Annotated in this window: 19 protein-coding genes, 3 tRNA genes and 1 pseudogene; 11 read left to right on the top strand and 12 right to left on the bottom strand. The window is 71.0% G+C overall.

Annotated elements, in window-relative coordinates; all coding sequences use genetic code 11:
* Positions 1 to 155: 155 nt before the first annotated feature.
* Genes OG992_RS14870 through OG992_RS14855 form a run of 4 tightly spaced genes read left to right on the top strand, consistent with a single transcriptional unit; the run spans position 156 to position 2,834 of the window.
* The gene (locus OG992_RS14870; protein WP_112582195.1) at positions 156 to 872 is read left to right on the top strand and encodes an energy-coupling factor ABC transporter permease; all 717 of its coding nucleotides are present in this window, start codon (positions 156 to 158) and stop codon (positions 870 to 872) included.
* Positions 869 to 1,294: a PDGLE domain-containing protein gene (locus tag OG992_RS14865; protein WP_266303525.1), complete on the top strand. Its 426-nt coding sequence runs from the start codon at positions 869 to 871 to the stop codon at positions 1,292 to 1,294. Before OG992_RS14870 ends, OG992_RS14865 begins: the two co-directional genes overlap by 4 nt.
* Before the next feature lie 14 nt (positions 1,295 to 1,308).
* Positions 1,309 to 2,079, top strand: a complete 771-nt coding sequence (cbiQ, locus tag OG992_RS14860; RefSeq protein WP_266303524.1) for a cobalt ECF transporter T component CbiQ — start codon at positions 1,309 to 1,311, stop codon at positions 2,077 to 2,079.
* A complete protein-coding gene (locus OG992_RS14855; protein ID WP_238684401.1) occupies positions 2,076 to 2,834 on the top strand; it encodes an energy-coupling factor ABC transporter ATP-binding protein in 759 nt (252 codons plus the stop codon). The genes cbiQ and OG992_RS14855 overlap by 4 nt, the downstream gene beginning before the upstream one ends.
* A 224-nt stretch (positions 2,835 to 3,058) precedes the next feature.
* Here the strand turns inward: OG992_RS14855 and OG992_RS14850 are convergent, their stop codons facing one another.
* Genes OG992_RS14850 through OG992_RS14835 form a run of 4 tightly spaced genes read right to left on the bottom strand, consistent with a single transcriptional unit; the run spans position 3,059 to position 5,994 of the window.
* On the bottom strand, positions 3,059 to 4,141 hold the full coding sequence (locus OG992_RS14850; RefSeq protein ID WP_266303523.1) for a hypothetical protein: 1,083 nt from the start codon (positions 4,139 to 4,141) through the stop codon (positions 3,059 to 3,061).
* On the bottom strand, positions 4,138 to 4,854 hold the full coding sequence (locus OG992_RS14845) for a thioredoxin domain-containing protein (protein ID WP_266303522.1): 717 nt from the start codon (positions 4,852 to 4,854) through the stop codon (positions 4,138 to 4,140). The genes OG992_RS14850 and OG992_RS14845 overlap by 4 nt, the downstream gene beginning before the upstream one ends.
* Positions 4,847 to 5,371, bottom strand: a complete 525-nt coding sequence (locus OG992_RS14840) for a MauE/DoxX family redox-associated membrane protein (protein WP_266303521.1) — start codon at positions 5,369 to 5,371, stop codon at positions 4,847 to 4,849. The genes OG992_RS14845 and OG992_RS14840 overlap by 8 nt, the downstream gene beginning before the upstream one ends.
* A gap of 32 nt (positions 5,372 to 5,403) precedes the next feature.
* Positions 5,404 to 5,994, bottom strand: a complete 591-nt coding sequence (locus OG992_RS14835) for a sigma-70 family RNA polymerase sigma factor (protein ID WP_238684749.1) — start codon at positions 5,992 to 5,994, stop codon at positions 5,404 to 5,406.
* Between the two features lie 172 nt (positions 5,995 to 6,166).
* Here OG992_RS14835 and OG992_RS14830 point away from each other — a divergent pair, with 172 nt between their 5' ends.
* The 3 genes and pseudogenes from OG992_RS14830 to OG992_RS14820 form a co-directional block, all read left to right on the top strand.
* Entirely contained in the window at positions 6,167 to 7,834 is a 1,668-nt protein-coding gene (locus OG992_RS14830; protein ID WP_266305208.1) for a copper resistance CopC/CopD family protein, read from the top strand.
* A 17-nt stretch (positions 7,835 to 7,851) separates the two neighbouring features.
* Positions 7,852 to 8,589: a YcnI family protein gene (locus OG992_RS14825; RefSeq protein ID WP_266303520.1), complete on the top strand. Its 738-nt coding sequence runs from the start codon at positions 7,852 to 7,854 to the stop codon at positions 8,587 to 8,589.
* 692 nt (positions 8,590 to 9,281) lie between these two features.
* Positions 9,282 to 9,494: pseudogene (locus tag OG992_RS14820) on the top strand (hypothetical protein); the annotation flags it as partial.
* Between the two features lie 384 nt (positions 9,495 to 9,878).
* On the opposite strand, the gene OG992_RS14815 reads toward OG992_RS14820, so the two are convergent.
* Positions 9,879 to 11,162 (bottom strand): glycosyltransferase family 87 protein, encoded by a 1,284-nt coding sequence (locus tag OG992_RS14815; protein WP_266303519.1) that lies wholly within the window; start codon positions 11,160 to 11,162, stop codon positions 9,879 to 9,881.
* Positions 11,163 to 11,234: 72 nt separating this feature from the next.
* Between OG992_RS14815 and orn the strand changes: the two genes are divergently transcribed.
* Positions 11,235 to 11,825, top strand: coding sequence for an oligoribonuclease (gene orn / locus OG992_RS14810; RefSeq protein WP_091393455.1), 591 nt, complete (start codon positions 11,235 to 11,237; stop codon positions 11,823 to 11,825).
* A 112-nt stretch (positions 11,826 to 11,937) separates the two neighbouring features.
* Positions 11,938 to 12,013, top strand: a tRNA-His gene (locus tag OG992_RS14805).
* 110 nt (positions 12,014 to 12,123) lie between these two features.
* Here the strand turns inward: OG992_RS14805 and OG992_RS14800 are convergent.
* A complete protein-coding gene (locus tag OG992_RS14800) occupies positions 12,124 to 13,413 on the bottom strand; it encodes an Ig-like domain-containing protein (RefSeq protein WP_266303518.1) in 1,290 nt (429 codons plus the stop codon).
* A gap of 249 nt (positions 13,414 to 13,662) precedes the next feature.
* The gene (locus tag OG992_RS14795; protein ID WP_238684745.1) at positions 13,663 to 14,925 is read right to left on the bottom strand and encodes an Ig-like domain-containing protein; all 1,263 of its coding nucleotides are present in this window, start codon (positions 14,923 to 14,925) and stop codon (positions 13,663 to 13,665) included.
* 187 nt (positions 14,926 to 15,112) lie between these two features.
* On the opposite strand from OG992_RS14795, the gene OG992_RS14790 reads away from it, so the two are divergent.
* Positions 15,113 to 15,188, top strand: a tRNA-Lys gene (locus tag OG992_RS14790).
* Positions 15,189 to 15,292: 104 nt separating this feature from the next.
* Here the strand turns inward: OG992_RS14790 and OG992_RS14785 are convergent.
* Positions 15,293 to 16,957: a Na+/H+ antiporter gene (locus OG992_RS14785; protein WP_266305207.1), complete on the bottom strand. Its 1,665-nt coding sequence runs from the start codon at positions 16,955 to 16,957 to the stop codon at positions 15,293 to 15,295.
* A gap of 361 nt (positions 16,958 to 17,318) precedes the next feature.
* On the opposite strand from OG992_RS14785, the gene OG992_RS14780 reads away from it, so the two are divergent.
* Positions 17,319 to 17,394 (top strand) — tRNA-Lys (locus OG992_RS14780).
* 28 nt (positions 17,395 to 17,422) lie between these two features.
* On the opposite strand, the gene OG992_RS14775 is transcribed toward OG992_RS14780, so the two are convergent.
* The 4 genes from OG992_RS14775 to OG992_RS14760 all read right to left on the bottom strand — a co-directional run bounded on the left by OG992_RS14775 (position 17,423) and on the right by OG992_RS14760 (position 20,322).
* Entirely contained in the window at positions 17,423 to 18,652 is a 1,230-nt protein-coding gene (locus OG992_RS14775; RefSeq protein ID WP_266303517.1) for an MFS transporter, read from the bottom strand.
* A 168-nt stretch (positions 18,653 to 18,820) separates the two neighbouring features.
* A complete protein-coding gene (locus OG992_RS14770; protein ID WP_266303516.1) occupies positions 18,821 to 19,237 on the bottom strand; it encodes a hypothetical protein in 417 nt (138 codons plus the stop codon).
* 214 nt (positions 19,238 to 19,451) lie between these two features.
* Entirely contained in the window at positions 19,452 to 19,793 is a 342-nt protein-coding gene (locus OG992_RS14765) for a YnfA family protein (protein ID WP_266303515.1), read from the bottom strand.
* 196 nt (positions 19,794 to 19,989) lie between these two features.
* On the bottom strand, positions 19,990 to 20,322 hold the full coding sequence (locus OG992_RS14760) for a hypothetical protein (protein ID WP_266303514.1): 333 nt from the start codon (positions 20,320 to 20,322) through the stop codon (positions 19,990 to 19,992).
* Between the last annotated feature and the right edge of the window lie 12 nt (positions 20,323 to 20,334).

Raw genomic sequence — 20,334 nt, 5'->3', positions numbered from 1 at the left:
CGCGCCGGCGAGCGGCCGAGCACCGTTGGGCTGGCGGGGTCTGACCTGGAGTGATCAAGCCCATGCGTTGTTGCCAGAGTCTGGCAACAACGATGCTTGGGAAATAGGCTGACCCACGCCGGCCCGGTTGGGCCCGCTGACGCGTGGGAGGTCGCGTGGAGACACTGGCGATGCACATCTCGAACGGGATCATCGACGGTCCCGTGGCAGCGATCTTCGCTGCGCTCGCTCTTGCCGCGCTCACCGCCTGCGTTCTGCGCGGCCGGCGTGACCTGGATGACCGGCTGGCCCCGATGGCCGGCCTGGTGGCGGCGTTCATCTTCGCCGTCCAGATGCTCAACTTTCCGATCTTCACGGCCGGTGTCAGTGGTCACCTGCTCGGTGGAGCGCTGGCTGCCATGTTGGTCGGCCCGTGGGTCGGCGCGCTCTGCGTGGCGGTGGTGCTCGTCGTACAGGCACTGATCTTCGGCGACGGCGGCGTGGCGATGCTCGGCCTCAACATCACGAACATGGCGTTGCTCGGCACCGCCGCGGCGTACGCGCTGATCGCGCTGCTGCTGCGGGTCTTGCCCCGCACGCGTGCCGGTCTGGCAGTGACCGCTTTCGTCGCCGCGACGCTCAGCGTGGTGGTGGCGTCGCAGGGCTTCGTCCTGGAGTACTGGCTGGGTGGCACCACCGACCTGGGCAACAACCTGGGTGGCCTGGCCGGCACGATGGCCGGCGTCCACCTGTTGATCGGCATCGGCGAGGGCCTGATCACCGCGACCACGGTGCTCACCGTCGCGAAGGTGCGCCCCGACCTGGTGTACGCGCTGCGTTCGCTGCGCGCGCCCGCCGCCCCCGCCGTCCCGGTCGCCGGAGGTGTCCGATGAAGAACCGCTCCTGGGCCTTCCTGGCCGGCGGCCTGCTGGTCGCCCTGCTGCTCGCCGGCGTGGTGAGCAACTACGCCTCCTCCCACCCGGATGGGCTGGACTCGTCCCTGCTCAAGGGCTGCACCGTCGACGCCGACGACAACATCGTCGGGGGCAGCTGCCCGGCCCAGCAGGCCCGTGACCACGAGTTGGCCGACAGCCCGCTCGCCGACTACGGCGTACGGGGCGTGCGGAACAGCTTCGTCTCCACCGGCCTCTCCGGGATGCTCGGGGTGCTGGTCACCTTCGCGATCGGGGCCGGCGGGTTCTGGCTGCTGCGCCGTCGAGGCGGCACACCGACCGGCGCTGACGCGGCGACGCCCACCGAGGGTGACCCCGCGACGTCCGGCGACATCCGGCGTCGCGCCGACGCGGCCAGCTGAGCAGGGGTACGCGGATGGGGGCCGGTCACGGGCACGTGCTGTACCGCGAGTCGGACTCGCCGGTGCACCGGCTCCCGCCCGAGGTCAAGATCGTGGCGATGGTGGTCTTCACCCTCGCCGTGGTGGCCACCCCACGCGAGGCGTTCTGGGCCTTCGGCGCGTACGCCGTGCTGGTGGCGGCGGTGGCGGCGCTGGCCCGGGTGGGCCCACGGTGGTTGCTCAGCCGAGCGTTGATCGAGCTGCCGTTCGTGCTGTTCGCTGTCGCCCTGCCGTTCCTCGGCAGCGGCGACCGGGTCGAGGTGCTCGGCCTGCGGCTGTCCGAGGACGGGCTGCACGGCGCGTGGAACATCCTGGCCAAGGGCACGCTGGGGGTGCTCGCCTCGCTGCTGCTGGCCGCGACCACCACCACCCGGGACCTGATCGTGGGGCTGGACCGGTTGCACTGCCCACAGGTGCTCACCCAGATCGCCACGTTCATGCTGCGCTACCTCGACGTGCTGGTCGGTGAGGCGCGGCGGATGCGGGTGGCCCGGATCTCGCGGGGCGACGACCCGCGCTTCCTGTGGCAGCTGCGCGGCTTCGCGGCCGGGATCGGGGCGTTGTTCCTGCGTGCCTTCGAGCGCGGCGAGCGGGTCTATCTGGCGATGCTGTCCCGGGGCTACACCGGGCGGATGCCCGCCGTGTGGCAGGGCGAGGGTGCGGCGAGCGCCGGTCAGTGGCTGGTCGCGGCGACCGTTCCGGTGGTGGCGGCCTCCATCGCCGCCACCGCCGTCGTGCTGTCATGATCGGTGTCGTGCAGACCGCTGTCTCGCTGGACGTTCGGGGTGTTCGTTACGCGTACCCGGACGGGCACGTCGCCCTTCAGGGGGTCGACCTGACCGTGCCGCGGGGCGACCGGGTGGCGCTGCTCGGGCCCAACGGCGCCGGCAAGACCACGCTGGTGCTGCACCTCAACGGCATCCTCACCCCGACCGAGGGCAGTGTGAGCGTCGGCGGGCTGACGGTCACCCCGGATCGGACCACCCTGGCCGAGGTGCGCCGCCGGGTGGGCATCGTCTTCCAGGACCCGGACGACCAGTTGTTCCTGCCCACGGTTGCGGAGGACGTGGCGTTCGGGCCGGCGAACCTGGGTCTGCGCGGGGCCGAGCTGGCCGCCCGGGTGGACGAGGCGCTCGCCGCTGTGGGGATGAGCGAGCATCGGGAACGGGCCCCGCAGCACCTGTCGTTCGGGCAGCGTCGCCGGGTGGCGGTGGCCACGGTGCTCGCCATGCACCCGGAGATCCTGGTGCTCGACGAGCCGTCGTCGAACCTGGACCCGGCGGCCCGTCGGGAGCTCGCCGAGATCCTGCGCGACCTGCCGGTGACCCTGCTGATGGTCACGCACGACCTGCCGTACGCGGCGGAGCTGTGCGAGCGCTCGGTGATCCTGGACGACGGCCGGATCGTCGCCGACGCCCCCACCAACACCCTGCTCAACGACGCTCCCCTGCTGGCAAGGCACCGCCTGGAACTCCCCCGAGGCTTCACCCCGCAGTCCTAAACCAACTCCCAGCGGCCGAGACCCACCCCGCCCCGCCCGCCCCGCCCCGCCCCGCCCGCGCCCCCGCCCTCGCCCCGCCGATCTTGCACTTTCTGTCCCCGCCTTTGGGGCGAAAGGCGCATTTAGCCAACCCAAAGTGCAAGATCGGCGCGGCGCGGCGCGGGGCGGCGCGGCGCGGGGCGGCGCGGCGCGGGGCGGCGCGGCGCGGGGCGGGGTTGCGGGGGTTAGGGGGTTGGGACGGTTGCGGCGGTGGTGCGGGAGGTGGCGTGTAGGCGCAGGATGCCGGCGGCTGTCGCGCCGGCGCCGGTGATCAGGAAGAGCGCCACCATCACCCGGGCGGCAGCGGGTGACCAGGGCACCGGGGCGATGGCGCGGGCGAAGACGGCGGCGTTCGACGCACCGGCGAAGAGCGCCAGGCAGGCACCGGCCAGCGCGACCACGAAGTCGGCGGCCGGGCGGCGGCTCAGCGCGTACCAACCGGCGGCGATCGCGCCGACGCCGGTGAGCAGGGACCAGATCTGTCCGGAGAGCAGCCCGACCAGCACCCCGCCCACGCCTTGGGCGCCCGCGTCCAATTCCCGTCCCACCGGGTACCCGACGGCCAGCACGCCGCCGCCGATCAGCAACACGCCGAGCGCGGACAGCGCGCGGGAGCCGGCCGGTGCGGTGGCGGCGAACAGGCCGAGCGCGCCCACCGCGAGCAGCCCCACGATGGTCGCGGCCCACCAGGTGTACGCGTCCGGCGGCGGCACCCAGTCCAGCGTGCCGCCGATCGCCAGCGGGTCGGTGCCGTCGCGCAGTGGAATGGCCCAGTCCCGGACCCGGTGTTCGCGGTCCGGTGCGGCGCGTACCGCGGCCGGTGGTGCCGACTCCTGCCACAGCGCGCGTTGGTCGTGCCAGCGCGCTGTGGTGCCGTGGTCGATCCGTTGCCAGGAGGGTGCGGCTGCCGGGTCCGCCTCGGCCGGGAGTGCGGTGTCCCCGGCGATGGTGCGGTTCAGGTATGTGGCGGGGGAGTGGCTGTTCTCGAAGACCCCGTCCGGGCCGACGCGCAGGTAGGGCTCGCCGGAGTAGCCGATGACCTCGATGGTGCGGCCGGTGCGGTTGGTCAGCTCCAGTCGGGCGCCCGCCTCGATGACGCGTACCTCAAGCCCTGGCCGCGCTGGTGCGACCCCGGTGGTCCGGGTGCGGTAGTCGGTGCCGTCCGGTGCGTCCGCGCCGTGCGCGGCGGCGGGCGCCGCGCTGATCAGCGTCACCAGGCTGGCTGCGGCGGCGACCAGGCCGGTGCGGCCCAGCAGGGTACGGATCACTTGCCGGCCGCCGCCACGGCTGCGGTGAGAGCGTCCGGGGTGGGGTTCTCGACGGGTTGACCGTTGACCTTGACGGTCGGCGTGCCGGTGACGTTGCTCTGGCTGGCGTCCTCGGTGACGTGTTCGGTCCAGGTCCGGTACGTCTTGTCCTTCACGCAGCTTCCGAAGGAGCCCCGGTCGAGGCCCACGCTGGTGCCGATGTCGATGAGTTTGTCGTCGGTGAGCCCGGCGCTGCCCTCCGGCGGCTGCTGGGCGAAGAGCGCCTTTGCGTACTCGTGGTACTTGCCGCCCGCGGCGGCGCAGCCGGAGGCCGCCGAGGAGCGGGTGGAGTAGTCGGTGGTGGAGAAACGGTTGAGGTACGCGACCGGGTGGTAGACCACCTTCGCCTTGTTCTCGGCCACCAACTGTTCGAGCGTCGATCCGCTGGTCTGCTCGAACTGTTTGCAGGCCGGGCAGAGGAAGTCCTCGTAGACGTCGACGGTGACGGGCCCGCCGCCGGTGACGATGCCGGTGCCGGCCGCGTTGGCGCCGGGCGGGGTGGTGAAGCTGTCGGAGCGCTGGCTGGACCAGACGGCCCAGCCGATGCCCCCGGCGATGACCAGGACGAGGACCGCGGCGGCGGAGACCCAGATCGTGCGGCGGCGGCGCCGCTCGCGGGCCAACTGCTCGCGAACCACCCGGGCGGCGTCCCGCTGCCCCTTACGACTACTCATCCTCGTCCTCCACAACGGGTTCGCCGGACAACCACCCGTCCACCGATACCGGCGTACGCGGCCAGATCAGCAGAAATCCGGCCAGAACCAAGAATCCCAGGTCCCGGAGGATCTCCGGGAGGTAACTGGGTGCCTGCCCTGCGGCCAACTGCCCGCCGCTGCCGAAGCAGCCGCAGTCGATGGCCAGCCCACGCGCCCACGCCGAGGCGATCCCCACGATGAAGACCACCAGCAGCGCTGCGGACACCCCGGCGATGAGCCGGGTGGCCAGCCCGAGCAGCAGCAGCACGCCCAACGCCAGCTCGACGAAGGGCAGGGCCGCGCCGATCACTGTCGCCACGTCGTACGGCATCACCTGGTACGCGTTGACCGCCCGCCCGGAGGCGGCGAGATCGCTGACCTTCGACGCGCCGGCGACCAGCCACACGGCGGCGAGGCCGAGTCGGGCCGCGATGCCGAGCCACGGGCGGACCATTGGCCAACGGCCGAAGCGGGTGGAAGGTGCTGTCACGCTCATTTGTCGTCCCGTCCGCGCCGGAAGTTCCGGGTTCAGCCGGTCAGGGCGTCGCCGACCGCCTCGACCAGGTCGTCTCGGGCCCGGGCGACCCGGGACCGGATGGTGCCCACCGGCACCCCTTCGACGGCCGCGGCCTCGGCGTACGACAGGCCGAGCAGTTGGGTGAGCACGAACGCTGAGCGCCGCTCGGGGCCGAGGCGACGAACGAGGTCGGCGGCGCCGAACTGGCCGGCCGGGTCCGGGTGCGGCCGGTCGGTGTACGCGTTCGCCGCCAGGCGCTCGTCGAGTCGCCGACGCCTGATGACAGTGCGCAGGTGGTCGGCGCAGGCCCGGCGGGCGATGCCGAGCAGCCAGGTGCGGACGCTGGAGCGACCCTCGAAGGCGGGGAGTGCCCGGAACGCCCGCAGGTAGGTTTCCTGGGTCAGGTCGTCGGCGCTGTCCGGGTCGACCAGGGCGGCGGCGAACCGCCAGACCTCGGCCTGGGTCAGCCGGACGAACGCGGCCTGGGCGGTGGGGTCACCGTCGCGGGCGGTCAGCGCCGACTCGGTTGCCGGGTCCCGGGCGACCTCGTCGACCGGCTCTGCCGGACCGGCGGCACCGGAGTCACGCGGGACAGGGATCACGACACACCAGGTTACGCGGCAGTCGGCGGCGCGTCAGTGTCGTTCGGCCCTTGGATGGTCTGCGACACGTCGGGAACTTTTCCCCGACCCGGGCCGACTACCAGTTCATGACGTGCGACCACAGAAGCGACCACCCCCCTCGGGTCGCCGAATGGGACACCCATCGGCGACCATGGCCGGCATGACTGTCGCCCCCCGCCGCTGGGCCGCCAGGCTGGCCGCAGCCGCCGGCCTCCTGGTCACCGTCGTCGCCTTGTTGATCGCGCCAGCCACCTCCGCCAGCGCCCACGCGGTGTTGGAGAGCAGCAGCCCGGCTGCCGCCTCCATCGTGCCGAGCGGGCCGTCCGAGGTGGTCCTCACGTTCAGCGAGTCGGTCCGTAAGGTGCCCGGCAAGATCCGGATCATCGCGCCGGACGGTTCCCGGGCCGACCGGGGTGAACCGTCGTTCAGCGGCGGTGTGGTGACCATCCCGGTGGACCCGGCCGGCGCCCGCGGCACCTACCTGGTCAGCTTCCGGGTGATCTCCGCCGACAGCCATCCGGTCTCCGGGGCGTACACCTACTCGGTCGGCGCACCCTCGACCCCACCCGTCGACTCGGGCACTGACAGCCGCGCCAACCCGGTGGTGGAGACGGCGGTGAAGGTGGCCCGCTTCCTCGGCTACGCCGGCCTGGTGCTGCTGGTGGGGCCGGCGCTGGTGCTCGCCGCGCTCTGGCCACGACGGCTCTCCCGGCGGGGGCCGACCCGGCTGGCCTGGACCGGCCTCGGTCTGGTGGCCGTCGCCACCCTCGCCGACCTGTGGTTGCAGGTGCCCTACACGGCCGGTGGTGGTCTCTTCGACGTCACCGGCGAGGGGTTCGGCAGTGTGTTCGGCAGCGCCTTCGGCGCCGCCCACCTGGTCCGACTCGGCCTGCTGGCGGCGTCCGTCTTCCTGCTCCGCCCGCTGCTGGCCCGGCCCGCCGGCCGCGCGGACGCGATCATCCTGGCCGTGCTCGGCGTCGCCGCCCTGCTGACCTGGCCGCTGGCCGGGCACCCGGCGGCGTCCCCGGCCCCGGCGGTCTCGGTGGTGGTCGACGCCGTCCACCTGGGCAGCATGGCGGTCTGGCTGGGCGGTCTGCTCATGCTCGCCGTCTTCCTGCTGCGCCAGGCCGACGAGCGGGAGTTGGGCGCGATCCTGCCGATCTGGTCACGCTGGGCGGCGCTCGCCGTCTCGGCGTTGCTGCTGGCCGGCACCGTCCAGGCGCTGATCGAGGTGGCCACCCCGCAGGCACTCTTCGACACCACGTACGGGCGCTTGCTGCTCGCCAAGATCGGGTTGTTCGCGCTGGTCATCGCCGTGGCCGCGTACTCCCGCAAGTTGGTGCGCAGCCGTGTCGCGGCGCAACGCCCGGCACCGGTGCGCCGGGCGGTCCTGGTGGAGTTGGCCGTCACCGTCGTGGTGCTGGCCGTGTCCGCCACGCTCGTGCAGACCACGCCGGCGCGCACCGCCGGAGCCGCCCCATCCGCCGGGGCCGAGGCCGGCCTCTTCAGCACCAGGCTCTCCAGCCCGCTCCTCTCCGTCGAGGTCGAGGTGAGCCCGGCCGAGCGGGGCAACAACTCGGTGCACCTCTACGCGTACGACAAGGCCAACCAGCCACTGCTGGTCGCGGAGTGGAAGGCGACAGTCGCGCTGCCCTCGGCCGGGATCGAGCCGATCGAGGTGCCGTTGCTGCGGTTGACGGACAGTCACGCCTACGGCGACATCAGCCTGCCGACCCCCGGCGAGTGGCAATTGAAGATCACCGCCCGAACGACCGACATCGACCAGGCCACGGTGACCGCCACCGTGCCCATCCGTTAGAAAGGCTCGCGAAACCCATGACCCGATTCCGGCGTACCGCAACCGCCGCTGCCGCCCTGGCGTTCACCGCCGCCGCCACCGCTGTGCTCGGCTTCGCCGGACCGGCGTCCGCGCACGTCACGGTGAACCCGAAGGAGGCGACCCAGGGTGGCTACGCCCGGGTGGCGTTCCGGGTGCCCAACGAGAGCGACACCGCGTCGACCACCAAGCTCGAGGTGGTGCTGCCGGAGAACGCCCCGGTCGGCTCGGTGTCGACGATGCCGGTGCCCGGCTGGACGGTCACCACGGAGAAGCGCAAGGTGGACCCGCCGATCGAGGTGCACGGCAGTCAGCTCACCGAGGCGGTCTCCAAGATCACCTGGACGGCCTCCGGCGACGCGGGGGTGAAGCCGGGTCAGTTCCAGGAGTTCCCCGTCTCGATGGGGCCTCTGCCGCAGGTCGACTCGATGGTGTTCAAGACCCTGCAGACCTACTCGGACGGCAACATCTCGCGGTGGATCGACGACCCGGCGCCGGGTGCCGAGGAGCCGGAGCACCCGGCCCCGGTGCTCACCCTGGCCGCCGCCGCCGCGGCGCCGTCGGGTTCGGCCTCGCCGGCCGCAGCCGTCGCCTCGCCCGACGACGATGACGACGACGACGGCAACGGGCTCGCGGTCGGCCTCGGCGTGGCCGGTCTCGTTGCCGGTCTGGCCGGTCTGGTGCTGGGTGGGCTGGCGTTCACGCGTACCCGCCGGGAGCCGATCGCCAAGGCCTGATCCTGTTCCACCCGCTGGCCCGCCGGATCTTCCGGCGGGCCAGCGTGCTTTCCGGAGCCGATGCCGACCGTGCCGTGGATATCCCCTGATCAGGCGGTGTACGTCGGTAAGGTCGGCCGGGTATTTGGCTACGGAGGGGGACGGTGCGGATGCGGTTCGTGCGGGTGATCGCCGGAGTGCTGCTGTTGGTAGTGGGAATTCCGGCGCTGTTCGCCGGTGGCGGGCTGTGGCTGGTGACCCGACACGCCGACCCCGGCGGGTCCTTCGCCGCCCGCTTCGAGACGGTTCGCACGCCCGGTCACGCGATCGTCGTCACCGACCTCGACCGGTTGCTGCGGCAGGAGGCGCCCTTCGCGCGTACCGCGCAGACCCGGCTGCGCCTGGACGCCCGGACCACGGGTGGGCCGGCCTTCGTCGGACTGGCGCCCACCGCCGAGGTGCGTGGCTGGCTGGAGGCGGTGCCGCACGCCACGGTCCGTCGCGTGGCGCTGGCCCGTGGTCCGCTGCCGGTCCGGCTCGATCCGGCCGGACCGGCCGCCGACACCCCGGGCGTCGCGCCGGCCGACGGGCTGGTCACGCCGCTGGGCCGGCCCTTCTGGGTACGAGAGGGAATCGGCTCGCTGGAGTGGAGCGCGGACGACCTCGCCGGCGAACCCGTGAGCCTGGTGGTGATGCGCCCCGACGGCGAGGACGACCTGGCCCTGGACCTGCACGCCGAGTTGCGGGTCGGGTGGACCGGCCCGGCCACCTGGGGTCTGCTGACCGTCGGCGTGCTGCTGGTGGTGTGCGCGGCGCTGCTCCTGCTACGGCCACTACGGCCACGCGAGGTGATCTTCGTGGTCGAGCCGGATCAGGTGCCGGTGCTCGCCGGCCGGCTCGGGGTCACCTCGCTGAGTGGCCTGGGCCCTCGCCAACCCGATCCGACCTCACCGTTGCCGGCACGACAACTCGCCCCGGTCGGCTCCGGAGCCCCGGAACCCGCGCGGTCGGCGATTGGCGCGGCCCGTGCGGCCACCCTCGCCGACCTGGACGAACCGGTCCGGCTGCCCCGTCCACCGGAGGTGACGCTGAGTCTCGCCTGGCCGCCGGCCGACGTGGACGAGCCGACGGCCGGGCCGGTGGCGGCCGCACCGGGCGACGATCCGGCCCGTGGTGGCCCGGTCGGGTGACTGCCCGGCCGGTGGTGGTGGGTGAGACGGCGAGCGGCCCTCCGCGCTGCCGACGCGGAGGGCCACCCTCACCGGGGGATCGGTGCTACCCGAGCGACGCTTGAGGTAGATGAGGACAGATTAGCGCCGAACATGGCTACTCGGGAGGTCTGTCCAATTGGTGCGATTTTCCGCACCGAGCCCGGAGCGCACCGGCAACGCCACCAGCAGCAGCAGGCTGAGCAGCACATAGGTGTTCTGCACGACGAAGTCCACCGGGTCGTGAGTGCGGACCGGTCCCGCGCCCCAGGCCTGGAACGTCACCACGCCGTAGATGGTCACGGCGGTGATGCCCAGCGCGAGCCCGGCCAGCCACCGACGCCGGCGTGCCTCCTCCGGGCGGTCCGCGCTCAACGCCGCGTCGGCGAGCAGCACCACCGCCGGCACGAACCAGTAGATGTGGTGGGTCCAGGTGATCGGGCTCGCCAGGGAACCGACCAGCCCGGTCAACGTCAGGCCGGCCACCGCGTCGCCGGCCCGCGCCGCACGGGCGGCCCGCCACAGCCCGTAGCCGGCCACCGCGGCGACCAGCAGCAGCCAGAGCAGCCGGTCCGGCTTCTCCGGCTCGGTGAACCGGCTGAGCAGGCCGAACAGCGACTGGTTGCCGACGATGTCGGTGCGTCCCACCCGCTCGGTGGTCCACAGCTCGTGCGTCCAGAACCGCCACGAGTCACGAGGGGCGATCGCCGCCGCGAGCAGGGTCGCCGCCGCCGCTGTCGCGCTTGCCACGGCCGCCGCCCGCCACCGCCGGGTGGCCAGCAGGTACACGATGAAGATGCCGGGGAAGAGCTTGAGTGCCGTCGCCAGCCCCACGCCCACCCCGGCCCAGCGTCGCGCCTGCGGCACCGCGAACAGTAGATCGGCCAGGATCAGCACGACCAGCAACATGTTGATCTGGCCGAAGGTGATCGTCTCGCGGATGCTCTCCACCGCCAGCACCAGCAGTACGGCGGCGATCAGTGTGAACGTTCGGGGCAGGTCGTGTCGGGCGATCACCGGAGTCACCAGCCACCGGGTGGTCAGCACCACGGCCAGCACGGTGAGCGCCGTGAAGATCGCCACGGTGGCGCCGAGCCGCAACAGACCGAACGGCCACAGCAGCAGCGCGCTGAACGGTGGGTAGGTGAAGTACAACTCGCCCTGCACCCGGTCGGGCTGGACGTAGTCGTAGAGCGGGTGGCCGACGCGCCACCAGTCCATCGCGGACATGTAGATCTTGAGATCGAAGAAATCGTGCACGAGGCCGGGCAGGTAGAGCGCTGGCAGCACAGCGCCGAGGGCCACCACCGTGACCAGACGGCGGACCGTACGGCCGCCGGGATCGTCTTCGGTGACGGCGGGCGGTGCGACGGGTTCTGCTGGCACCCCGAAACCCTAGCGGTCCGGTCGGCCGAGAGCGCGCAGCCGCGGGGCGTGGGCTGCGCGTAGGCTGTCCCGGTGGCTGATCTCCTCGTCTGGATCGACTGTGAGATGACTGGGTTGGACCTCGGCAGGGACAAACTGATCGAGGTTGCGGCACTGGTCACCGATCCCGACCTCAACGTGCTGGGTGACGGTGTCGACGTGGTGATCCACGCCGACGAGGCGGCGCTGGAGGGGATGCCGGAGATCGTGCAGACCATGCACGCCAAGTCCGGCCTTACCGAGGAGGTCCGCCGTTCGGCGGTCACCCTCGCCGAGGCCGAAGACCTGGTCCTGGACTACGTCCGCACCTTCGTCAAGGATCCGCGGACGGCGCCGCTCTGCGGCAACTCGATCGCCACCGACCGGGGCTTCATCGCCCGGGACATGCCCCGCCTCGACGCCCACCTGCACTACCGGATGATCGACGTGTCGTCGATCAAGGAACTCTGTCGTCGCTGGTACCCCCGGGTTTACTTCGGTCAGCCGCAGAAGGGTCTGGCGCACCGGGCGCTGGCCGACATCCGGGAGAGCATCCGGGAGCTGGAGTACTACCGGCGCACCGTCTTCGTTCCGCTGCCCGGCCCGGATGTCGAGACCGCCAAGGCCATCGCCGCCGAACTCTGACCGCGCCGGCTCGTCCCGGGGAGCAGGGAACCCGCTGGACGAGGTGCGTCGTGGTGTGGCTATTATTGGTCCGCACCCCGCCCGGAGCGATCGACCGGGCGACGGCGGCATGGTGGCTGTAGCTCAGTTGGCAGAGCACCGGGTTGTGGTCCCGGTTGTCGGGGGTTCAATTCCCCTCAGTCACCCCACTGGTTTCACCGACTCAGGCCCCCTCCTCGGAGGGGGCCTGAGTCGTTGTCGGGGCGAGACAGGGCCTACGCGAAAGCCCCCTCCGAGGAGGGGGCTTTCGTCGGCTGGCTCAGGAGGTCGGCGTGGGGGACGGGGCGCCCGTCCCGTCCGGGGTCGGCGTGGCGTCCGGGTCGGCCGGAGGCTCGTACGGGAGGGCGCTGCCCTTCACGTACTCGTCCCAGCTCATGTTCCAGTCGGTCCAGCCGTTGCCGTTCTGCAGCTTGCGCTCGGTGCCCTTCACCGTGATCGGGTCGCCGATCTGGGTGTTCTTGAAGAGCCAGTCGCCGTTGGCCATCGACACGTTCACGCAGCCGTGCGACACGTTAGTGGTGCCCTGCTGGCCTTCGGACCAGGGTGCCGCGTGAATGAACTCCCCGCCCCAGGTGAGGCGCTGCGCGAAGTCAATCTTGGTGCGGTAACCCTCCTCCGGGCCCAGCTCCTCGAATGTGTCGAAGACCGTCTTGCGCAGCTTCTCGATGACGACCATGGTGCCGCTGGACGACGGGGTGCTCTTCTTGCCCAGGCTCACCGGGATGGTCTTGATCACAGAGCCGTTGCGGGTCACCGTCATCCGCTTGGTCTTGTTGTCCACAGTCATGACCACCGCCGCGCCGATCTTGACGTCCACCGAGAGGTCGGCGCGGCCGTACCAACCCGCGCCCATCGGCAGGCCACCCGCCTGGACCCGGTAGGAGACCTTGCTGCCGGTCTTCCAGAACTCCTTCGGCCGGAACCGGATCTCGGTGGGGCTGACCCAGTGCCAGATCCCCGCCTGCGCCGGCGTCGAGGTGACAGTCATCCGGCGCTGCACGTCGTCGCGGTAGTCCTCCGGGATGCCCCGGCTGAACTTCACGATCAGCGGCATGCCCACACCGACCACCTGGTTGTCGCCGAGGAAGCTGCTCACCCGTACCTGGTTGCCGGGCTTGGCCATCGTGGTGAAGGTGCTCGTCGCGGTGGCCGGGCGTCCGTCGTCGCCCTTGGCGGTAACGGTGGCCGTGTAGCTCGTGCCGTAGGCCAGCGCGCCGGTCGGCAGCCACGACTTGCCGTCCTTGGCGAGGGCGCCCTCGACCACCTTGCCGGCGGCGTCCTTCAGCTCGACAGCGGTCTCCACGGCGTCCTTCGTGGTGAAGGTGACGCCGGTGGACGCCGGCACGTCCTTGGCGTCGGCCGCCGGCTCGCTGATCGTCGCGGCGGCCTTCGGCGCCGGGTTCTCGCCGCCGCCGTGCCACGAGGACGGCTTGCCGCCGTCGCCGTCGGTGCAGGCCGAGGTGAAGGCCAGCGCCACGGCGAGAAGCCCCGCCGCGAACACGCGGCGTCGCCCACCGGGCCTGATCAGCTGGTCCTGGCTAGCTCGCATGAATTCCCTCACAGTTGTGGTCGCTGCCCCATCGTCTCTTACTGACGCGCCAGAGCCGGCCCCGGTTGCCGAGGGTGAACCGAAACACGCCATCAATAGTGCCCGAATCCTGCTACTATCCGGCGTTTCGTGAGCCTGGTTCGTCTCCGTGTCGGGAGCGCGGGGGTCGCCGCGCTGTCATCGAGCGGCGGGAGTGCAAGGGTACGCCGGCCCGGCCAACGGCCGAGCCGGCGCAACGAGGCCGACGGCTCAGACCGCCGGACCGGCCCCACCACTGGGCACCGGCAACGCGCTGCCCTTGACGAACTCCGACCAGCTCAGGCTCCACGCCGTCCAACCGTTACCGGCGGCGATCCTGCGCTCGGTGCCCTTGATCGTGATCGGGTCACCGATCCGGGTCTTGCCGAACAACCACCTGGCGTTCGCCATCGACACGTTCACGCAGCCGTGCGAGACGTTCTGCCGCCCCTGCACGTGCTCCGACCAGGGCGCGGCGTGGATGTACTCGCCACCCCAGGTCAGCCGTTGGGCGAACTGGATGTCGGTCACGTAGCGGTTGGCCGGATCCGGGTCGTCGCGGGTGTCGAAGACAGTGGCTTCCTTCTTCTCCATCACCACCATCGTGCCGCTCGACGACGGTGTGCTCTTCTTGCCCAGGCTCACCGGAATGGTGCGTACCGGCGCGCCGTTCTCGTACACCGTCATCTTCTTGTTGGCGTTGTCGACCTTCATCTCGAACGACCGGCCGATCTTGGCGGTGGCCTTGCGGTCGATGTCGCCGTACTTGCCGTTGCTCAACGGCACCCCCGCCAGCGCGATCCGCACGGTGATGGTGGTGCCCGGCTTCCAGTACTCCGGGGCCCGGTAGTAGGCCTGCGTGCCATTGCTGACCCAGTGCCACGCGCCCGGCTGAGGCGGGTCGGTCCGGACGAACATCCGCTTCTGCACCGCAGCCCGGTCCTTCTTCGGGATGCCCGGGTGGAACTCGGTGACCACCGGCATGGCCACCCCGTAACTCTTGTCGTCGAAGAGGTACAGGCCCGAACCGATTGTCGACTTCGGCTTGGCCATCGTGGTGAAGCTGCTGGTGCCCTGGCTGCTCGTGCCGTCCGACGCGCTCGCCGTCACAGTGGCCGTGTAGCGCGTACCCCACTTCAGCGGAGCTGACGGCACCCAGGACGAACCATCGCTACGCAGTTTGCCCTCGATCGAGCCGCCGCCGTCCGCCGTCAGGGTGACAGCGGACACCTTCCCGCCGTCCGGGAGCTTGGCGCTGATCTCCGTGCTCACCGGCCGATTCTTGGTGCCGTTCGCCGGGCTCAGCGTGAGCGCCGGCCCACTCGGTGTGCTCGGTGTCGAAGGTGCGGCTGAGCCAGGGGTGGCGCTCACGTCCGAGGACGCCCCGCCAACGAATTCCGGCTTCTTCTCGCCGCCGCCGCATCCGGTCAGTGCCAGCGACGCCGCCAGAGTCAGGGCGCCCACCACCGCCCCGGCTCGCGTGAACCGTGCCATGCCCACCTCTGTTCTCGCGTACCTGGCGGACATCGTGCCGCATCACCGCCGCAACCCACGCCCCGATCTTGGCGGCGGTGGTCGGTTTGGGGCTTTTTGCCGGCAAAGCTCGACCGAAGGGGGGACCCGGGGAACCAAATTGGAGCCCGTGTTGGAGGGGTGCTAATGTTCTCTCCGTTGCCGATGAGCGCCGCTAGCTCAACTGGCAGAGCAGCGGACTCTTAATCCGCGGGTTCGGGGTTCGAGTCCCTGGCGGCGCACCAACGATGAAGGTCCTGACCTGGCAGATGTCTGCCGGTCAGGGCCTTTTTCGCGTACGCCAGTGCGACGGGGTACGACGCCGGTGGCTCGACACAGGCGTGGCAGGTCAGCTGGAGGACCGCCTCGGCAGCAACAGCTCCTCGTGATCGAGTTCACGTTCCAGAACACGGAGCTCCTCGTCCGGCAGTCGGCCGGAGTCGCGCCAGCGCACGAGTTCCTCGCGCTGCGCGTCGATGGCTGTCCGCCGGATACGAAGCGCCGCCTCGTACGCCGGCGAGGTGGGCAGCTCGGATGATCCGCTCTGCTCCAGAAGGTCCAGCCGTCCGCGGTAGCGCGCCAGTCGGGCCAGCAGCTGCGTACGAGTGGTGTTGACGGCCACCGCGCTGTCCGGCTCCACCGCGGCAACCTCGTCGAGGCGAGCCAGGGCGGCCTCGACCGCCGCCGAGCGGGCCTCGTTGCGTACGCGGGCCTGGTCGGCTTCGTTGGCGCGCAGGCCCAGCATCCGCACGAGCGGCGCGAACGTCAGGCCCTGCCCGACGAGTGTCACCAGGACGACCACGAAGGTGCAGAACAGCAGGAGGTCACGGTCGGGAAAGGGCGCGCCGCTGTTAGTGGTCAGCGGCAGGGTGAAGATCGCGGCCAGACTGATCACCCCACGGGTGCCGGACCAGCTCAGTGCCACCACCTCGCGGGAGGTGAGTCGGCGGGCGTTGCGGTCGGCACGCTCGATCTGCCGGGCGGTCCCGGGTTCGTCGGGGTCGTCCTGCTCGGAAATGCCGCCCAGCCGGGTGTGCAGCGACCGGGGGAGGGACTGGGTCATCACCAGCCACGCGGGACGCAGCAGGAGCACCACGCCCACGGACACCGCGACCGCGATGACGATGGTCGACGTGTCGTACTGACGCAGGCCCTTGACTACCTCGGGAAGCTGCTGGCCGATGAGCAGGAAGACGAAGCCTTCGAGGAGGAAGTCGACCAACCGCCACACCGCGCTGGTCTGCAGCCGGGCGGCGCCCGAGGTGAGCTGAGGCGTCTTGTGGCCAACGATCAGCCCGGCGATCACCACGGCGAGCACCCCGGAGACGTGCAGTTCCTCGCCCAACAGGTAGGCCACGAACGGTGTCGCGAGCGAGATGGCATTCGACAACAGCGGGTCCGCGGTGAACGGTCGGGCCAGACGTACCAGCCAGGCCACTGCCGCTCCCACGGCGACCCCGCCGACCGCCGCCAACACGAACTGACCAATCGCGGACGGGAACGAGAACTCACCACCCACCGCGGCGGCCACCGCGACGCTGAGCATCGTCAGCGCGGTGGCGTCGTTGAGCAGCCCCTCGCCCTGGATGATCGTGACCATCTTCGGTGGCAGGTTCACTCGGCGGCCCACCGCCAGGGCAGCCACCGGGTCGGGCGGCGCGATGGCGGCGCCAACAGCGATCCCGGCGGCGAGCGTCGCCCCGGCGACGAACAGGTGAAACCCGATACCGACCAGTACCCCGGTGAGGAGCACCAGCAGCACGGACAGGCTGACCACGATGCGGAGGTTCCGGCGGATGTCCAACAGCGAGGAGTCCAGTGCGGCGCTGTAGAGCAACGGTGGCAGCACGATCATGAGCACAAGCTCGGGATCCAGGCCGACGTTGGGGCCGGGGAGCAGCGCGTACGCGATGCCGATGAGCGGTAGAAGCGCCGCGGCCGGCAGACCGGTGCGGGCCGCCACCCACCGCACGACGACGATGACCGCGACAGCGGCGAGCACGAACAACAACATCGAATGGGTGCTCACCTGGCTACTTCCCCCTGGAGCGGCGCGAGGTTCCTCGGATCCACCGCGGGCTCGCGGCCGAGCCGGCCGTTCGGCGCCGTTGACGCCGGTCAGCGCGGCAGGTAGCGGTAACGAGCAAACCCGCTTGATCAACCGGACCTGGCCGACCGCAGCATCCACGGCGTTGGCGTCGGCGCTGCCGTCAAGCCGGCCTCGTCACTGTGGAACCCGGTACGACCACAACTCTAAGCCTGACCCGGGTTTGCCTGCACGTCGGTGAGCACGTCCGACCCGGTGACGCCGCGCTCGGTGGCCGCCTTGGGGAACCGTCCGGCCTGCTGCTAACGTCTCGTCCCGTTGTCAGCGAGCGCCGCTAGCTCAACTGGCAGAGCAGCGGACTCTTAATCCGCGGGTTCGGGGTTCGAGTCCCTGGCGGCGCACCAGCAATATTCAGGGGGCATGACCAATTGGTCATACCCCCTGAATTGCGTCGTCCAGCGGGGCGGTGCGGAGCACGAGTGGACCACGACGTCCGAGCGCCCACACGATGAGCGCGAAGCAGCAGAGCGCCGCCCCCGCGATGGTGACCGCTGTCCAGCCGCCCGCGGTCCAGAGCGCGGTCGCGGCGGCGGAGCCGATGGCGGCGCCGACGAAGTTGCAGGTGGCCAGCGCGGTGTTGAGCCGGCTCCGGGCCTCGTGAGAGAGGGCGAAAAGGCGCGCCCGGTTGAGCAGGGCCTGCGTCTGGAGGGCGACGTCGAGCATGACGATCACGATGATGACGAGGACGACGGACCGTACGGCGAACGCCGCGACGACGAACGCGGTGAGGGCCAGTACCCAGGCCGCGCCGGTGGCCGGGACCGACCAACCGCGATCGTGTAGCCGTCCGCCGCGCAGGCCGGAGAGGACGCCGGCGAGGCCGGCCAACCCGAACAACCCGATCACCGCCACCGGGTACCGGAACGGCGGGCCGCTGAGGAGGAACGTCAGCGCCGTCCAGAACAGCGAGAACGCGGCGAATCCGGTGGCGGCCAGGACCAGCGTCCACCTGACCGCCCGCTCGCGTACGACGACCGCGCCGACCGAGGCGATGAGTTGCGCGTAGGGCATGCGCGTCCGCGGCGCCTGCGGGGGGATCGCGCGGTAGAGCACGATCGCGAGCAGGATGGCGAGAACCGCGGCGAGGGCGAAGATCGTCCGCCACCCGGCGGCGTCGGCGACGAGGCCGCTGATCGTGCGGGAGGCCAGGATGCCGGTGAGGGTCCCCGATCCGACGACGCCGACGATCCGACCCCGCTGGGCGTCGCCGGCAAGGTCTCCGGCGAGCGGGGTGAGGATCTGCCCGGAGATCGTCGTCACGCCGAGCACGCCGAGTGCGAGGAGGAGTACGCCGATCGACGGCGCCAGCGCACACATCAGCAGTGCGGCGGCCGAGGTCAGCAGCATGATCGGGACGAACCGGCGGCGGTCCAGGACGTCACCGAGCGGTACCAGCAGCAGCACGCCGACGGCGTACCCGAGCTGCGTCGCGGTGACCAGCCAGCCGGCCGTCGCGGTCGTGACGCGTAGATCGCCCGCGATGAAGCCGAGCAGTGGCTGGGCCCAGTACAGGTTGCCGACTGCCACTCCCGCCGCCAACGCGAAAAGGAACGTCAGCCGGCGGCTCATCCCTGACGGCGGTGCCATGCGGGGTGCTGCCACCCCGCCACGCTACGGCGGGTCGGGCTTGGCATCAGCGTTGACGTCAGTCTTCAGCCGGACACCGGAACCGACCCCCGCGCTGCGCACCGCCGTCCTGCCCGGCGACACGTCGGCGCGACCGGCCTGACGGCCGGCCGGCAGCGGCGAACGCCGGCCGGCCGTCCTCCGTCACGCCACAATGTCCCAGGTCGTTCGACACTTCTCGTCGGAGCCGCCAGCGCCTTTGCGTTCACAGGCTTCGACATAGACCCTCGTGCCCGGCAGCAGTCTGACGTAGTAAGGCTCGGAGCAGGTGCCACTGCCGTTCGCCGCGTGGAGCGTGACCTTGGCGTAGACGGGCTCCCACCAAATGCGGCCAATGGTACGGCGACCGTCGGCTGCGCCCTCGTCGCAGGCTCTGAACGCCGAATCAATTCCGGAGTTGGTGTAGATGGCGAAGCCGTTGCCGGCGGAGTACGGGTCGGCCGAATACACGATCACGGGGTACCCCGCCGAAGCGGTGCTCGGGGTGGCCACGAGCCCGGTGACCGTGAGCGCCATCGCCATCAGCGTGGCACCGAACCAGCGTGAATTCTTGCGGATCATCGGCAATCTCCTACCGTCGAGAAACGACCGGTGTGGTCGTCACGACCGATGATGGGCGCGATCCGTCGATGCATGACAGACGCGCGGACAGGTCCGAACAGGTCCGAACACTCCGAACACCTCCGGTGCACCTCAGGCGCCGTGGACGGGGACTGTGCGGGACGGTCGTGCGGCGGAACGAGGCTGAGGTCGGCGGAGCGGGGAACGGGCGGACTTAGCCGCCTGCGTTACGCGGCGCGTACATGATCAGGGCGACGCCGATCAGGCAGATGCCGGCGCCGATGACGTCCCACCGGTCGGGCCGGAACTTGTCGACGATCACGCCCCAGGCGAGGGATCCGGCGACGAACACGCCGCCGTAGGCGGCGAGGATGCGCCCGAAGTTCGGGTCGGGTTGGAAGGTGGCGACGAATCCGTACGCGCCGAGGGCGATGACTCCGGCGGCGATCCACCACAGGCCGCGGTGCTCGCGCCAGCCCTGCCAGATCAGCCAGGCCCCGCCGATCTCGAACAGGGCGGCGACGACGAACAGCAGGACAGAGCGGACGACTGTCATCCGTGGACCGTACCGATGTGCCCTCGGACCCCGATCATGCCGGTGACCCGGTCGAACAGGTGCCTCCTGGAGCGATGGTGGCGAAGGCGAGTTCGGCCAGCCGCAGCGGCCGTTGCCCGCTCGGCAGGGTGCACGACTCGAGCAAGCTTGCTGGTCGCGACGTGCCGGATCGGCACCCGGACGGCCAGCGCCAGAGCTAGCGAGCGGCCCTGTCACCGATGGGTCGCGAGTGCCGGAAGGCGGTCAGCAGGGCCGAGACCACCGCAGCCAACAGCAGGACCCTCGCCACGTTGAACAGCACCGTGTCGCCGGTGGAGTGGGGCGGGAAGATGTCCTTGGCGAGCCAGCCGACGCCCGTCCCCAGCCCCAGGCATACGTGCATCATTGCCCGCAGGCGCGGCTGGGGCTGAGGGCGGCCGAAGATCCGGGGCGCCGTCGTGCCGCCACGGCTCTTGTGGAACAGCACAGTGGCGAAAGCCAGGTTGGCTGCGGCGGCGATGACCGCCAAGACCACGTCCACGGATCCCATGGCCCGAACGCT

Source organism: Micromonospora sp. NBC_00362, from assembly GCF_026342155.1.
GTDB lineage: Bacteria > Actinomycetota > Actinomycetes > Mycobacteriales > Micromonosporaceae > Micromonospora > Micromonospora hortensis.
The sequence above is the reverse complement of the archived record's forward strand: the minus strand, read 5'-3'. Positions and strand labels throughout refer to the sequence as shown.

Bases quoted from the DNA above. Each gene is read 5' to 3' on its own strand.
- OG992_RS14760 (WP_266303514.1), bottom strand. From the start codon at position 20,322: ATGGGATCCGTGGACGTGGTCTTGGCGGTCATCGCCGCCGCAGCCAAC.
- OG992_RS14840 (WP_266303521.1), bottom strand. From the start codon at position 5,371: ATGAGCGTGACAGCACCTTCCACCCGCTTCGGCCGTTGGCCAATGGTC.
- OG992_RS14845 (WP_266303522.1), bottom strand. From the start codon at position 4,854: ATGAGTAGTCGTAAGGGGCAGCGGGACGCCGCCCGGGTGGTTCGCGAG.
- OG992_RS14770 (WP_266303516.1), bottom strand. From the start codon at position 19,237: ATGATCCGCAAGAATTCACGCTGGTTCGGTGCCACGCTGATGGCGATG.
- OG992_RS14865 (WP_266303525.1), top strand. From the start codon at position 869: ATGAAGAACCGCTCCTGGGCCTTCCTGGCCGGCGGCCTGCTGGTCGCC.
- OG992_RS14785 (WP_266305207.1), bottom strand. From the start codon at position 16,957: ATGTTGTTGTTCGTGCTCGCCGCTGTCGCGGTCATCGTCGTCGTGCGG.
- OG992_RS14830 (WP_266305208.1), top strand. From the start codon at position 6,167: ATGGCCGGCATGACTGTCGCCCCCCGCCGCTGGGCCGCCAGGCTGGCC.
- OG992_RS14800 (WP_266303518.1), bottom strand. From the start codon at position 13,413: ATGCGAGCTAGCCAGGACCAGCTGATCAGGCCCGGTGGGCGACGCCGC.
- OG992_RS14855 (WP_238684401.1), top strand. From the start codon at position 2,076: ATGATCGGTGTCGTGCAGACCGCTGTCTCGCTGGACGTTCGGGGTGTT.
- cbiQ (WP_266303524.1), top strand. From the start codon at position 1,309: ATGGGGGCCGGTCACGGGCACGTGCTGTACCGCGAGTCGGACTCGCCG.
- OG992_RS14765 (WP_266303515.1), bottom strand. From the start codon at position 19,793: ATGACAGTCGTCCGCTCTGTCCTGCTGTTCGTCGTCGCCGCCCTGTTC.
- OG992_RS14825 (WP_266303520.1), top strand. From the start codon at position 7,852: ATGACCCGATTCCGGCGTACCGCAACCGCCGCTGCCGCCCTGGCGTTC.
- OG992_RS14795 (WP_238684745.1), bottom strand. From the start codon at position 14,925: ATGGCACGGTTCACGCGAGCCGGGGCGGTGGTGGGCGCCCTGACTCTG.